The organism is Paraburkholderia sp. GAS348, from assembly GCF_050434205.1.
GTDB lineage: Bacteria > Pseudomonadota > Gammaproteobacteria > Burkholderiales > Burkholderiaceae > Paraburkholderia.
The window spans coordinates 1-12,739 of the sequence record NZ_JBNPVT010000017.1 but is presented as its reverse complement, the minus strand read 5'-3'; the positions used below and the strand labels follow the sequence as shown (position 1 = coordinate 12,739).

Annotated in this window: 12 protein-coding genes and 1 pseudogene; 9 read left to right on the top strand and 4 right to left on the bottom strand. The window is 58.0% G+C overall.

Annotation, left to right across the window (positions count from 1 at the left end; genetic code table 11):
* The first annotated feature begins 96 nt into the window (after positions 1–96).
* From catA to P3T22_RS23895, 6 genes are all read left to right on the top strand, one after another.
* A complete protein-coding gene (gene catA / locus P3T22_RS23920) occupies positions 97–1,032 on the top strand; it encodes a catechol 1,2-dioxygenase (protein ID WP_429326317.1) in 936 nt (311 codons plus the stop codon).
* A gap of 112 nt (positions 1,033–1,144) precedes the next feature.
* A complete protein-coding gene (locus P3T22_RS23915; RefSeq protein WP_063499046.1) occupies positions 1,145–2,503 on the top strand; it encodes a Rieske 2Fe-2S domain-containing protein in 1,359 nt (452 codons plus the stop codon).
* On the top strand, positions 2,500–2,988 hold the full coding sequence (gene benB, locus P3T22_RS23910) for a benzoate 1,2-dioxygenase small subunit (protein ID WP_429326316.1): 489 nt from the start codon (positions 2,500–2,502) through the stop codon (positions 2,986–2,988). The genes P3T22_RS23915 and benB overlap by 4 nt, the downstream gene beginning before the upstream one ends.
* 39 nt (positions 2,989–3,027) lie before the next feature.
* Positions 3,028–4,050, top strand: a complete 1,023-nt coding sequence (gene benC, locus P3T22_RS23905; protein ID WP_063499048.1) for a benzoate 1,2-dioxygenase electron transfer component BenC — start codon at positions 3,028–3,030, stop codon at positions 4,048–4,050.
* Positions 4,047–4,823, top strand: coding sequence for a benzoate diol dehydrogenase BenD (gene benD, locus P3T22_RS23900; RefSeq protein ID WP_063499049.1), 777 nt, complete (start codon positions 4,047–4,049; stop codon positions 4,821–4,823). The genes benC and benD overlap by 4 nt, the downstream gene beginning before the upstream one ends.
* A 149-nt stretch (positions 4,824–4,972) precedes the next feature.
* Positions 4,973–5,803 (top strand): 3-keto-5-aminohexanoate cleavage protein, encoded by an 831-nt coding sequence (locus P3T22_RS23895; RefSeq protein WP_429326315.1) that lies wholly within the window; start codon positions 4,973–4,975, stop codon positions 5,801–5,803.
* Positions 5,804–5,945: 142 nt separating this feature from the next.
* On the opposite strand, the gene P3T22_RS23890 is transcribed toward P3T22_RS23895, so the two are convergent.
* Together P3T22_RS23890 and P3T22_RS23885 are read right to left on the bottom strand one after the other, a co-directional pair.
* A complete protein-coding gene (locus P3T22_RS23890; protein ID WP_429326314.1) occupies positions 5,946–6,842 on the bottom strand; it encodes a LysR family transcriptional regulator in 897 nt (298 codons plus the stop codon).
* A 126-nt stretch (positions 6,843–6,968) separates the two neighbouring features.
* The gene (locus P3T22_RS23885) at positions 6,969–7,553 is read right to left on the bottom strand and encodes a TetR/AcrR family transcriptional regulator (protein ID WP_429326313.1); all 585 of its coding nucleotides are present in this window, start codon (positions 7,551–7,553) and stop codon (positions 6,969–6,971) included.
* Positions 7,554–8,098: 545 nt separating this feature from the next.
* On the opposite strand from P3T22_RS23885, the gene P3T22_RS23880 reads away from it, so the two are divergent.
* The gene (locus P3T22_RS23880; protein ID WP_063499052.1) at positions 8,099–8,701 is read left to right on the top strand and encodes an NADPH-dependent F420 reductase; all 603 of its coding nucleotides are present in this window, start codon (positions 8,099–8,101) and stop codon (positions 8,699–8,701) included.
* A 473-nt stretch (positions 8,702–9,174) separates the two neighbouring features.
* On the opposite strand, the pseudogene P3T22_RS23875 reads toward P3T22_RS23880, so the two are convergent.
* Positions 9,175–9,324: pseudogene (locus P3T22_RS23875) on the bottom strand (DDE-type integrase/transposase/recombinase); the annotation flags it as partial.
* A 339-nt stretch (positions 9,325–9,663) separates the two neighbouring features.
* Here P3T22_RS23875 and P3T22_RS23870 point away from each other — a divergent pair.
* The gene (locus P3T22_RS23870) at positions 9,664–10,185 is read left to right on the top strand and encodes a DUF302 domain-containing protein (protein ID WP_429326312.1); all 522 of its coding nucleotides are present in this window, start codon (positions 9,664–9,666) and stop codon (positions 10,183–10,185) included.
* 228 nt (positions 10,186–10,413) lie between these two features.
* The gene (locus P3T22_RS23865) at positions 10,414–11,340 is read left to right on the top strand and encodes a LysR family transcriptional regulator (RefSeq protein WP_429326311.1); all 927 of its coding nucleotides are present in this window, start codon (positions 10,414–10,416) and stop codon (positions 11,338–11,340) included.
* Positions 11,341–11,423: 83 nt separating this feature from the next.
* Here P3T22_RS23865 and P3T22_RS23860 read toward each other — a convergent pair whose 3' ends face one another.
* Positions 11,424–11,786, bottom strand: a complete 363-nt coding sequence (locus P3T22_RS23860; RefSeq protein WP_429326398.1) for a MarR family winged helix-turn-helix transcriptional regulator — start codon at positions 11,784–11,786, stop codon at positions 11,424–11,426.
* Positions 11,787–12,739 lie beyond the last annotated feature (953 nt).

Genomic DNA, 12,739 nt, shown 5'->3' with positions numbered 1-12,739 from the left:
ACTCTGTTTTAGCACCCATTATACCTCTCAGGCATATTCAAGCGGGTGCAAAACCAAGGGTTTACCCGATCAGAAAGTAGAGATTCAGGAGCAGACATGAACGTCAAAGTGTTCGATACGATGGAAGTGCAGGACCTGCTGAAGGCCGCTGCTAACGTTGGTGGCCAGGACGGCAGTGCTCGCGCCAAACAGATTGTCCATCGCCTGCTGAGCGATTTGTTCAGGGCCATCGACGACCTTGACATGACGCCTGACGAAATCTGGGCGGGCGTTCACTTTTTCAACAAGCTTGGCCTGGACGGTGAAGCGGCGTTGCTTGCCGCTGGTCTGGGCCTGGAGAAGTATCTCGACATTCGCATGGATGCCGAGGACAAGGCGGCTGAAATCACCGGCGGCACGCCGCGTACCATCGAAGGTCCGCTGTATGTCGCCGGTGCGCCCGTGCGCGATGGCATGTCGAAGATTGATCTCAATCCGGACGAGGATGCCGGCCCGCTGGTCATCCGCGGCACGGTAACCGGTCCAGACGGCAAGCCCGTCGCAGGGGCGGTGGTCGAATGCTGGCATGCCAACTCGAAAGGCTTCTATTCGCACTTCGACCCGACCGGCGCGCAGAGCGAGTTCAACCTGCGCGGCGCGGTCAGCACCGGTCCCGACGGCAAATACGAGTTCCGCACGCTCATGCCGGTCGGTTATGGCTGCCCGCCGCATGGCGCGACCCAACAACTGTTGGACATGCTCGCCCGCCATGGCAACCGCCCCGCGCATGTGCACTTCTTCGTCACCACCGACAAGTACCGCAAGCTGACGACGCAAATCAACATTGAGGGCGACCCGTTGATTTGGGACGACTTTGCCTACGCCACCCGCGAGGATTTGATTCCCCATGTGGTTGAAAAGACGGGCGGCGCCGCGCTGGGCATGAAAGCCGATACGTATAAGGAAATCGAGTTCAACATCGAGTTGACTCCGCTGGTTCAGGGCAAGGATAACCAGGTCGTCCATCGTCTGCGTGCGTCTGTTACCGCCTAACCGCTGAACGCGGCTGCTAGTCGTACTACTGCTGCCGCTCAATTCTTCGCAAGAATCTTTCGACACCGATGCGTGTGCTCCATCACCTGAAGCACGCGTAAGGAGAGCACACATGTCTGCAATTATCGACAAAGCCTCGCAGCTGGATGAACTGCTGCATACGGCCGTTCAGGACGACAAGCAAAACGGTGTATTCCGTTGCCGCCGCGACATCTTCACGAACACTGACTTGTTCGAGCTCGAGATGAAGCACATTTTCGAGAGCAACTGGGTATATCTGGCGCATGAAAGCCAGATTCCCAACAACAACGACTACTACACGACCTGGATTGGCCGCCAGCCTGTAGTGGTAACTCGCGACAAAAGCGGCGAACTGCACGCGGTCATCAATGCCTGCGCGCATAAGGGCGCGATGCTGTGCCGTAAAAAGCATGGCAACAAAGGCACCTTCACGTGTCCTTTCCACGGCTGGAGCTTCGCCAACACCGGCAAGCTGCTGAAAGTGAAAGATGTGAAGACCACCGAATACCCGGTGCAATTCAATACCAACGGCTCGCATGACCTGAAAAAAGTCGCGCGCTTCCAGAGCTATCGCGGCTTCCTGTTCGGCAGCCTCAACGCGGACGCGATCCCGCTGGAGGACTACCTCGGCGAGACCAGGGTCATCATCGACCAGATCGTTGACCAGGCCCCGGACGGGCTGGAAGTGTTGCGCGGCAATTCATCGTACGTCTACGACGGTAACTGGAAGATGCAGATGGAGAACGGCTGCGACGGCTACCACGTCAGCACCGTGCACTGGAACTACGCCGCGACGATGGACCGGCGCAAGGTCGAGGGCACCAAGGCCGTGGATGCGAACAGCTGGAGCAAGTCGGTCGCCGGAGTGTACGGGTTCGACCATGGCCACATCCTGCTGTGGACCAAGACGATGAACCCGGAAGTGCGGCCGGTCTATCAGTACCGCGACGAAATTAAGGAACGTGTGGGCGAAGCGAAGGCGGATTTCATCGTCAACCAGACCCGGAACCTTTGCCTGTATCCCAACGTGTTCCTGATGGACCAGTTCAGCACGCAGATTCGCGTGGTGCGGCCTATCAGCGTAGGCAAGACCGAAGTCAGCATCTTCTGCTTCGCTCCCAAGGGTGAAAGCGCAGCCGACCGGGCTACCCGCATCCGCCAATACGAGGATTTCTTCAACGTCACGGGCATGGGCACTGCGGATGACCTTGAAGAATTCCGTGCCTGCCAGGCGGGCTATGCCGGCACCACTGCATTGTGGAACGACCTGTCGCGCGGTGCGCCGCTGTGGGTCGAAGGGGCCGACGCGAATGCAAAAAATATGGGTCTGAAGCCACTCATTTCAGGCGAGCGCAGCGAAGACGAGGGCTTGTTTGTGTGTCAGCACGAGTACTGGGTCGACGTAATGCGCGATGCACTGAAGAAAGAACAAGGGGAGGCACTGGCATGAGCTTCGATTACCAGAAAATCTGTGCTGCGCTGTACCGCGAAGCGCGCCTGCTCGATGACCGGCAGTGGGACGACTGGCTTGCGTGCTATGCCGAGGACGTCACGTACTGGATGCCCGCGTGGGATGACGACGACCGGCTCACCGACGACCACGAAAGCCAGATTTCGCTAATGTACTACCCGGACCGTGGCGGCCTTGAAGACCGGGTGTTCCGCATCAAGACAGAGCGCAGTAGTGCTTCGATGCCTGAACCACGCACCAGTCATAACGTTACGAACGTGGAAGTGCTGGCCGAGCGTGAGAGCGAGGTGGACGTGCGCTACAACTTCAACACGCTCAGCCACCGCTACAAAACCACTGACCAGTTTTTCGGCACGATGTTTGTCACTCTGCGCAAAGTCAATGATGAACTATTGATTTCCTACAAGCGCATTGTGTTGAAGGACGACTACATCCGCCAGGTGCTCGACGTTTACCACGTCTGACGTCGAGCGTCAGCGGAAATCAGAAGTACAGGAGGCAAGATGTCCAGCTACAACATTGCACTGAATTTCGAAGACGGCGTGACCCGCTTCGTTACATGCAAGGCGGGCGAGAAGGTGCTTGATGCCGCCTTTCGCGCCAAGATTAACCTGCCGATGGATTGCTCCGACGGCGTGTGCGGTACCTGCAAGTGCCGCGCCGAGAGCGGAAGCTACGACCTTGGCGACGATTACATCGAAGACGCGCTGACCGAGGATGAGAAGGAGAGCGGCCTCGTCCTGACCTGCCAGATGGTGCCAGAAAGTGACTGTGTCATTGCGGTGCCGGCATCTTCCACTGCATGCAAGACTGAGCAAAGCAAGTTCGCTGCAACAGTAATAAAGGTAGAAGCACACAACGATGCGGCCATCGTGCTCGAACTGGATGTTGATGCGGCCGCGCCGGTATTCCTGCCGGGCCAGTATGTCAACATTGATGTTCCAGGCAGCGGTCAACATCGCTCGTACTCCTTTTCATCGGCGCCGGGTGAATCGAAAATCAGCTTCCTGATTAAGAAAATTCCCGGTGGTGTGATGAGCACCTGGCTCGAATCCGCACAGGCAGGCAACCAAGTGGAGCTGACCGGGCCGCTCGGCAGCTTCTATCTGCGGGCCGTCGAGCGGCCGTTGCTGTTCCTCGCAGGCGGCACCGGCCTGGCACCGTTTCTGTCGATGCTCGAAGTGCTGGCTCGCGCGAATTCGCAGCAGAAGGTTCACCTGATTTATGGCGTAACGCGAGACCTCGACCTCGTGCAGGTCGATGCAATCGACGCGTACGTGGCGAAGTTGCCGAACTTCACCTACAGCACCGTCGTGGCCGAAACGGATTCCACGCATCCCCGCAAGGGTTGGGTGACGCAGCACATGCCGGCCGAGGCTGTAAATGATGGCAACGTGGACGTGTACCTGTGCGGTCCGCCGCCGATGGTCGATGCGGTGCGCAAGCATTTCGACGACAACGGCGTGAAGCCCAACAGCTTTCACTACGAGAAGTTCACTCCTAACGCAGCACCGAGGGCCGCATGAGCGCGCAACGATTTGCCGGCAAGGTCATGGTGGTCACCGGTGCCGCGCAGGGCATTGGTCGCGCGGTAGCGCTTCGCGCAGCCGCCGAAGGCGGCAAGGTGCTGTTCGTCGATCGCGCCGAGTTCGTCTCCGAAGTTGCCGCCGAAGCGAGTGGCGCGGACACAGCCGGGTTTGTCGCCGACCTTGAGACGTACGAAGGCGCTGCGTCGGCAATGGCCTTTGCCGCGCGCAAGTTCGGCGGCATCGACATACTCATCAATGGCGTCGGTGGCGCGATTCGCATGCGCCCGTTCGCCGAGTTCGAACCTGAGCAGATTGACGCGGAAATTCGCCGCTCACTCATGCCCACGCTGTATGCCTGCCATGCTGTGCTGCCGTACCTGCTCAAGCGCGGCGGTGGCACCATCGTCAACGTCTCCTCGAATGCCACGCGCGGTATCCGCCGCGTGCCGTATTCGGCGGCCAAGGGCGGTGTCAACGCGATAACGCAGTCACTTGCGATGGAGTATGCTGAGCACAACATCCGTGTGGTCGCCGCCGCGCCGGGCGGGACCGACGCGCCTCCGCGACGGATCCCTCGCAATACTGCCGGCGACAGCGAGCAGGAAAAAGCCTGGATGGGCGATGCAGTGAAGCAGGTCACTGAATCAACCTTTTTCAAGCGTTACGGCAGCATTGACGAACAGGTCGCGCCGATCCTGTTCCTCGCTTCAGACGAGGCAAGCTATATCACCGGCACGGTGCTGCCAGTAGCCGGTGGTGACACAGGCTGAGCCATGAATTCCTCGAACCACCCTCGCACAGACGCCTCCCGGGTCCAAGAAGGCAGGGCCCGAAAGGTCATGGCTTTACGTGAATGAACGCTGTACGAGGCGGCCCCTCGTGCACAACCGATCCAATCGTCCGTCGACGGAGAACCAACATGAGCTCACCCTGCATCATCACCGTAGCGATCACTGGCTCCGTGCCGCGCAAGAAGGACAATCCTGCCGTGCCGATCTCGATCTCCGAGCAGATCGAGAGCACACACGAAGCCTACGAGGCAGGCGCAACGCTCGTTCATCTGCATGTCCGCGACGAGCAGGAAAATTCGAGTTCTGATCGCACTCGCTTCGCCGAACTCCAGGACGGTATCCGCCAGCATTGCCCGGGAATGATCGTGCAGTTTTCGACAGGCGGCCGCGGGCGCTCCTTCGAGCAGCGCGGCGCGATGCTCGACCTACGCCCGGACATGGCGTCGCTCGCCACGGGATCGGTGAATTTCCCCACCACGGTGTACGAGAATCCCCCTGACTTCGTGCGCTCGCTCGCGGCTTCCATGCTCGACTACGACGTGAAGCCGGAAATCGAAATCTTCGATCTGGCCATGCTGTACAGCACGGTCGATCTCGTCGAGCAAGGTCTGCTCAAGGCGCCGGTGCATGTTCAGTTCGTGATGGGCGTCAAGAATGCGCTGCCTGCGCGCCGCGAAATTCTCGAGTTCGAAGTGAAACAGCTCAGCGAACTCCTGCCCGACGCGACCTGGACCGCCGCCGGTATCGGCCGCCACCAGCTCGAAGTCAACCACTGGACCCTGCAGATGGGCGGACACTGCCGCACCGGTCTTGAAGACAACGTCCGCTGGGACAAGGACACCCTCGCGGCCAGCAACGCGCAACTGGTTGCACGCGTTGCCGCGCTTTGTGCCGAGTACGGGCGTCCTGTCGCGACTGCTGCGCAAGCGCGTGAGCTGTTGGGTTTGAGCCCGGTGTGAGTGCGTCAGACAAGCGCTTTCGGCCAAGCTATACCGCGGGCACGGTGTTGCCAGTAGCTGGCGGTGACGCAGGCTGAGCCGGTCGATCATCGCTTCGCGTCTTGCTTCGTCGAGTTGGTCCCATAGACTGTCGCCGTAGGGCCTATCCGCGCAGTAATTGGGGATACTTTGTGACAACGTCCCGGATGAAATCCCAAACCACTCGGATACGTCGCGTTCTGAAAAGATCTTCCGGCGCGGCCAGCCAGAGAGTTCGCGTGATTTGCGGCTGGTCGGGAAACAAATTGACCAGATCCGGCCGACCTGCCGCGACGTATGGAGTCAGAAGTGCAATCCCCAAACCCGCTGCAACCGCTTCTCGTTGCGCGAGCACGCTCGTAGAGGTGAACCTTCTTCTCGGCTCTGAAACCAGTTCATCGAGAATACGATAGCGCTCGCTCAGAGAACCATCGTGAACGTAGTCAACCAAATCGTGATTTCCTATGTCCGATAGTTCGTGAATCGGAGCGTTCGAGTCAAGGTAGGTCCGGGAACTATAGAAAAAGTAATCGACTTCTGCGAGTCGGGCAACTATATAGCGCCCTATCTGTGGCGGCTCCAAGGTTACAAGGATCTCGACCTCTCGCGTAACTAAACTGGGAAACTGTGGCTGGGCCATGAGTTCCACATGGAGGTCAGGTTGTTGAGCGTTGAGTTCAACGATGCGGGGGGCCAGGACATGAATGCCAAAAGCCTCCGGCGTTCCAACCCTGACGGTTCCGTACACCACGGTGGACTGGCTCATATGTTCCTCGAGCGCACCCAGCAAGGCATTCTCCATGCGTTCCGCGTGAGGGACCAACGCCTTCCCGGCGTCGGTGAGATAAAAACCGTTGCGTCGCCGATCAAACAACACTGAACCAAGAGACTGCTCCAGCCGGTTGATCCGACGCGACACGGTTGAATGCTCAACTCCTAGCCTTTCTCCTGCTGATGAGACTTTTCCGGTCCGCGCGACTTCAAGGAAGAATCGAAAATCGGTCCACTCGGGCTCATTCATAATTTCCGCTGATGCGTTTGCGAATGCTCGTTACAGGTGACTTAATGGCGGAGAAAGCGCAATCATCGTACCTTCTAAACGCGGAGGCTCATTTCGATGTTGGACTACTCCACGCGAAGTGGGCTGTCAGGTGACGCGAACTCTCCGAGGCCTTGCAGATCTTGCCTTACGGCTTTGAACTGGCCATGCTTGCATGGCGACGTCTGCGATCGCTTTCAGCTTTTGCGGGCCAGCTCCGTCTCGTGCCTGGACGGCCATTCCTCGGGTCACCGCGCTGTAGAAGGCAGCGAGGGCGGGCACATCGGTGTCAGACGGTAGATCGCCGTCTTTGACGCCATTGCGCAACCGCTGCGCGATCATATCTTCAGCGTCCGCGCGGTGCTTGACCATCATCTCACGAACAGAATTGAGGTCCGGGGGCAGATGCGTGCCAGCCAGAGAGATCATGCAGCCCGACGGGTGGCTCTGCCGCGAGTATTCCAGGGCGGTGGCGTCGAGAAGCTCCTTGAATGCTTCTCGCGTGTCGGCCGTGCCGAACAGTCTGCCAGCGAACCAGGCTTCCGACATGTTCAGGTATGCGTCAGTTGCTTCCTTGTAGAGCTGCTCCTTGCTGCCGAACGAGTTATAGAAGCTCGAAGGGCTGATCCCCATGGTCCGGATCAACTGGTCGAAGGAGGTTCCTTCGTACCCCTGCTCCCAGAAGAGCTTCATGGCCCGGTTCAGAGCTTCCGTGCGATCAAAGGTCGAGGGCCTGCCGCGACCGCGCCGGGGTTGCGTATCATTTATTGTAGCCATAGCTCCATAAATCGTTGACATGCGGTAGAGGCGAGCCTATTATGCCATAAAGGAGTGATCGCTCCAGTATTGAGCAGAAACACTGGTTGGAAGGATGAGCTTTGCGGTGCGCTTGCGAACGGGTGTCTGGTTGGCGCGCTATGGTGTCGGCAGTTCGCCTTTGCGGCGACGCGGCAGGCTTCCACGTTCGAGGTGGAGCGGCGATAACTTGCCGCTTCTCGGGAGAGCCAGGACGGATGTCCGTTCCATCGCTTCTCAAGCGCTGGGCAGCAAGGGGGTATCGTTGTCCAAACGGCAATTCGAACCCGTGATGTCGGGCAATGCGGAGTTGGCCAAGGCGTTCGAGTTCCCACGCACGCCGCTCCAGCAGTGCTCATTCAACTGACCAGGCTGTTCTCTCAAGTGCCTTGCTCCTGGGCGAGCATGGCTTCGTCAATTTAAATTGCCGCAGAGGTGTCGAGATGAAGATTGGTTTTATTGGAGCCGGTGCTGTAGCGCAGTCCCTCGCCAGGAGCGCCATTCAAGCGGGACACGAGGTTGTCCTGAGCGCACGTCGTGGGCCGCAGGGTTTGCGCGATATCGTGGCCGAACTCGGTCCGAAGGCTTCGGCAGATGCAGTCCAGGAGGTGGCCCAGCTCGAGTTGGTCATGCTCGCTGTTCCATGGCTTCAAGTCCCGTCGGCTCTGGAAGGCCTGCCTGATTGGGGCGGCCGCATTCTGGTGGATACCACCAATCCGTTCTCGCAAGTCGAGCCTGAGCTCATCTTGGCGGATTTAGGAGGCACGGGCGCTAGCGAGATCGTTGCAGCACACGCGCCGGGGGCTCGTGTGGTCAAGGCGTTCAACGCCATCCGCATGGAGTATTACGACAAGGGCCCGAAGTTTCATGACGGAAAGCGCGTCATCTTCGTCTCCGGGGACGACAGGGACGCGAAGACGGCGGTCATCGGACTCGTCGAAGAGTTTGGCTATGCGTCGGTAGATCTTGGCGGTCTGGTTTCGGGCGGTCGCATGCAGCAAGCCGGTGGTCCGATTGCTGGCCGCGACTGGGTCGTAGCTCCATAAGCGCTCGGACTCCTTAGGATCCGTTGCAGCAGGTCGGAATCGGGGAGCGCGCTTCGATGTCACGGGGCGCGCTCCCGGCCATTTGACGACACGGACACCTTTGCCATTCAGTCCGCGAGAACACTGAGCTCGGCATTCAGGTGCGGATTTACGGGGTCGGGTGGCGCCGATATCTTGGCCGCTTTGCCCACGTTGTGAGGTGGGAGTTAAGGAAAACTGCTGGGTGCCGCCATCCGTGAACGCTGTCTGTATTCGATTGCCTGTTTGTTTACCATGGCAAGTGCGAAAAAACTATTCAAAAATCCAGAACAATATCTGCACGCTCGAGTACCAGTCATTCCCGAAGTTCAGGAGCATAATCACAATCTAGGAAAAAAGTGACTCTTCGAGGGGGAAGTTGAATTCAAACCGCCTATCGTCCGAACCCTACGAGTCACAGCTCTACGGTGCAGAGCGACTGATTGCTGAGCCCCTTGCTGAAAAAGGCCCTTTGCCGCAGCCACATCGCGCTTTCCCGTGAGCATGAAGTCTATCGTCTGGCCGGCCCGATGCGCCGACCGATATAGATAAACCCATTTGCCTCCGAGCTTCAAGTACGTCTCGTCAACCCGCCAGGACCGTCCCGCAGGTGTTGCGAGACGATTCCAGCGATCGCTCAGCCCGACACTCCAAGCATTCGCTGATCGCTATTTGCACCACAGCCCGATTTCTTGTTTGCGCTTTCCACGGCGCCATTCTTTCGATCGTTGGCGTCTCCGAAAGACCGCGGAGCGGTTCAATGGCTCCTACGAGCCGGATTGCTGAATTAAGTCCGTTTGCTCAATAGTTTCTTGTCTCCTGCAGGTGCTACGGCGGCGCAATTGAGTGGATATACTCGTATCTGGTGCGGCGGGGTGATCGCGAGAAGCCCTTGCCAGCTTTGGGCTTTACCGTCCGTCAGGACGAAAGAACAGGAGAGTTTGATGAACAGCAACGTTACAGTTACCGAAACAAAATTCAGCGGCGTGCGAGTGGAGGTCAGGACTCCTTCGGCGTTCGACGATGTCGTCAATCGTCTGACCAGACTGTGCGGAAGATCATCGATACCGGAACTAGTCGAGCTCGCGTCGGAGGATATCTCTGAGGCTGCCTATGTGAGCGAGGTCGAACGCCGTTTCGTGGGTGAAAGCGGTTTCATGCTCTTTAGCGAGATCGATCACGGAGGCTGGATCACGAAATTTGGAATCAATCGTCGCACCGTGCGCTGGATTCTCGGGAACCCACTCATCGCAATCACCATGCTGCGTCATGACCTCACCGCGGGGCTATTTGCACCAGTTGAAGTTCTCGTGACGGAATCAGCAAGCGGCGAAGGCACCGTTGTCACGTACGTTCGACCTTCATCTCTTATCGTGATTGGCGACAATCCGCAGTTGAAAGCCGCGGCGTTGGCACTGGACCAGAAGTTTGAATTACTTATCGAGCGCATCACCTTGACTGAATGACGCGGCCTCGGGCGTGGGCGCCGGCACAGTGACGGTCCGGCGACTCGCATCTCGGGCAGGGAATCATCGTTCAGGAACATTCGAGTCGACACGTCGAGATCGTAAGGTTGGACAGCCGGAGCCGATTGTTCGAGCTGCAGGTCGTGCCGGCGATCAAGCAGATGATCAGATTACGCAGCTGCTTCAGCGAGTGATCAATCATCAAAGATGCAAACGGTAGGAATTACTATGGACTATATCGAAAGCTTGCGCATCTTTCGCGCAGTGTTTGAGGCTAAAAGCTTCCGGCGCGCTGGCGACATGCTAGGTCTTACGCCGCCTGCCGTTTCCCGTGGAATCTCGACGTTGGAGCGGCGGCTCGGAACGCGGTTGTTTAACCGCACGACGCGGCAATTTTCACTGATGGAATCTGCAGAGCGGGTTTATGATCGCTGCTGTCGCATTCTCGACGACCTTGCCACGCTCGAGGCTCAAATTTGTGGAGAGGCTCCCGTTCCGACCGGCTTATTGCGTGTGGTCGCACACACGACCGCGACCATTAATCGGCTTGGTCCGCTGATGGCGGATTTTAAACGTCAGTATCCGGGAGTCAGCCTTGACGTGACGCTCACCGAGCGCCCAGTCGATCTTGTTGGCGACGGCTTCGACCTGGGCATTGTATTGCCCTTTATGTTGAGTACGGATCGGGCCGCGACGAGGGTTTTAGAGCGTATACCTTTGGTTCTTGTCACAACGAAAGAATACCTTGCCCACCACCGGCGGCCGGAAAAGCCGGAAGATCTCTCCGGCCATACCTTTGTCGCCATGCCGCCGGCCCTGCGTAAGCCAACTTTGACTTTTCGTACAGAACGAGGGGACGTGGCAATTCCCATCAAGCTGGACGTCGTATCGAATAGCCCGCTTTTTAACCAGGAACTCGTGTCGCTAGGTTATGGTATCGGCGCGTTGCCCGTTTCACTGATCGAGAGCGCGGTGGAAGAAGGGCGGCTGGTTCGCTTGCTCGACGACTTTGAAATCAAGGATGGCTGGGTCGAAATCAGGCTTGCATACGGTTCCCGCGCTGTGTTGTCCTCGAAGGTGCGCGCTTTCATTGATCATGCGAGCGTATTCTTCGACAAACTGACACACGATGCCGGCCACCCGAACAGCGGTTAAGGCCAAGCTTTTCGGCTGTGGCGTCCGCACTCGAAAGTGGACGGCACTGGGCCACGTTTGCACTAAGGCATGAGGGATTCGGATTAATCGCAGTTGCGGTTGACGTGACGCAGCAAGCTGACCAGAAACCCAACCTCTGCTGGCGTCAATCCAGCTTGTACACGCTCGATGACCGCGCGAGCGATTGGTGGTACGCGAGCGGCCAGTGCTCGTCCGTGTTCGGTCAACTCAATTTGAACGATGCGGCGGTCCGTTGCGCTTCGAACCCGGTGAACGAGTCCGTGCGCTTTCAGGCGGTCGATAAGTCTTGTCACGGCACTCTGATCGATGCCGCATTCTTGCGCGAGGCCCGAGGAGCTATCACACCGACCGCTTGCGAGGAGGTGCAGGATGCGTGCTTGCATTCCGGTCACGCCGAGTTCCGATTGCGTTCCTTTTGTCAACATGTTCGTCAGGCGGGTGTGGACCCGGTAGAGCAGGTATGCAAGGTTATTGTCTGTTGCAGGTCCTTGTGCCGAAATGCTGGTTCGATCAAGCGTTGTCAGGTCCAACGTGTTCGAATTGTCGCTAACCTTTTGGGACATCATTTATAACCCGATATAGATTCCGGCGCAGCGAAGTAGTTTACAACGCTCCAAACCTGTTTTCGAACTCATGCTGAGCGGCATTTCACTGAGTTGGTTGATGCCGAAACGCGTCAACCTCAAGCTGCGAGTTCTCGCTTGAAGGGACTAACGTGCGTTGACAATGCGCCCGTCACGGAGAAGTGGGGTGAGCGTCCGCGCAAGCTAGTCAGATTGGGTGACATGGCGTGAGCTAGTTCGGCCATTGTCAAATCAGACGGAACCCGCAACGAATAAAGGATATCGAACTGATTTTGTGTTAGGTAATCGTTCAGCGGATGGCGCTCTTAGATCTGCGTGATGCGCCGTGCTGCCTGGTGGGGAGAAAAATAGTGATCGTTCTCCAGCAGATGTGCAGGCATGCGGCAGAGTAGCAGACGGGCATACTCTCGATCAATGTTTGCTTCGACATCAATCTGTTTGCCAATCTGATAGTCGTTCCACCGCCCCGCGATCGGCCTGGAGCCAAACGCGCTTTCCGGCACCGCGCGCGTGCTGCCCCAGTTCGACCGATGCGCAGATGTGCTGGCTAACTCGAGGGCGTGATTATCGAGCGGAGGCGGTGCGTCGCTGGCGCGCCCAGCGTTTCAATGACCGGGCGAAGCGGGGCGGAAATGCGAGGCGTTTTGGATCTCGCTTAATCCCGCCACCGCGTTGCCGTGACTATTGCCGTGACGGCAACAATTTTCTGCAGTTCTGGAGAGCAGGGAACGCCCACCATGAATCGACTTCTGGCAGGTGATACCGGATTATCCACACGGCCGAGAAAAAATTGA

What these genes read in the sequence shown, in the direction of transcription:
- P3T22_RS23865 (WP_429326311.1), top strand. Translation starts at nt 10,414, where the DNA reads ATGGACTATATCGAAAGCTTGCGCATCTTTCGCGCAGTGTTTGAGGCT.
- P3T22_RS23885 (WP_429326313.1), bottom strand. Translation starts at nt 7,553, where the DNA reads ATGAAGCTCTTCTGGGAGCAGGGGTACGAAGGAACCTCCTTCGACCAG.
- benC (WP_063499048.1), top strand. Translation starts at nt 3,028, where the DNA reads ATGTCCAGCTACAACATTGCACTGAATTTCGAAGACGGCGTGACCCGC.
- benD (WP_063499049.1), top strand. Translation starts at nt 4,047, where the DNA reads ATGAGCGCGCAACGATTTGCCGGCAAGGTCATGGTGGTCACCGGTGCC.
- P3T22_RS23860 (WP_429326398.1), bottom strand. Translation starts at nt 11,786, where the DNA reads ATGTTGACAAAAGGAACGCAATCGGAACTCGGCGTGACCGGAATGCAA.
- P3T22_RS23895 (WP_429326315.1), top strand. Translation starts at nt 4,973, where the DNA reads ATGAGCTCACCCTGCATCATCACCGTAGCGATCACTGGCTCCGTGCCG.
- P3T22_RS23870 (WP_429326312.1), top strand. Translation starts at nt 9,664, where the DNA reads ATGAACAGCAACGTTACAGTTACCGAAACAAAATTCAGCGGCGTGCGA.
- catA (WP_429326317.1), top strand. Translation starts at nt 97, where the DNA reads ATGAACGTCAAAGTGTTCGATACGATGGAAGTGCAGGACCTGCTGAAG.
- P3T22_RS23915 (WP_063499046.1), top strand. Translation starts at nt 1,145, where the DNA reads ATGTCTGCAATTATCGACAAAGCCTCGCAGCTGGATGAACTGCTGCAT.
- benB (WP_429326316.1), top strand. Translation starts at nt 2,500, where the DNA reads ATGAGCTTCGATTACCAGAAAATCTGTGCTGCGCTGTACCGCGAAGCG.
- P3T22_RS23890 (WP_429326314.1), bottom strand. Translation starts at nt 6,842, where the DNA reads ATGAATGAGCCCGAGTGGACCGATTTTCGATTCTTCCTTGAAGTCGCG.
- P3T22_RS23880 (WP_063499052.1), top strand. Translation starts at nt 8,099, where the DNA reads ATGAAGATTGGTTTTATTGGAGCCGGTGCTGTAGCGCAGTCCCTCGCC.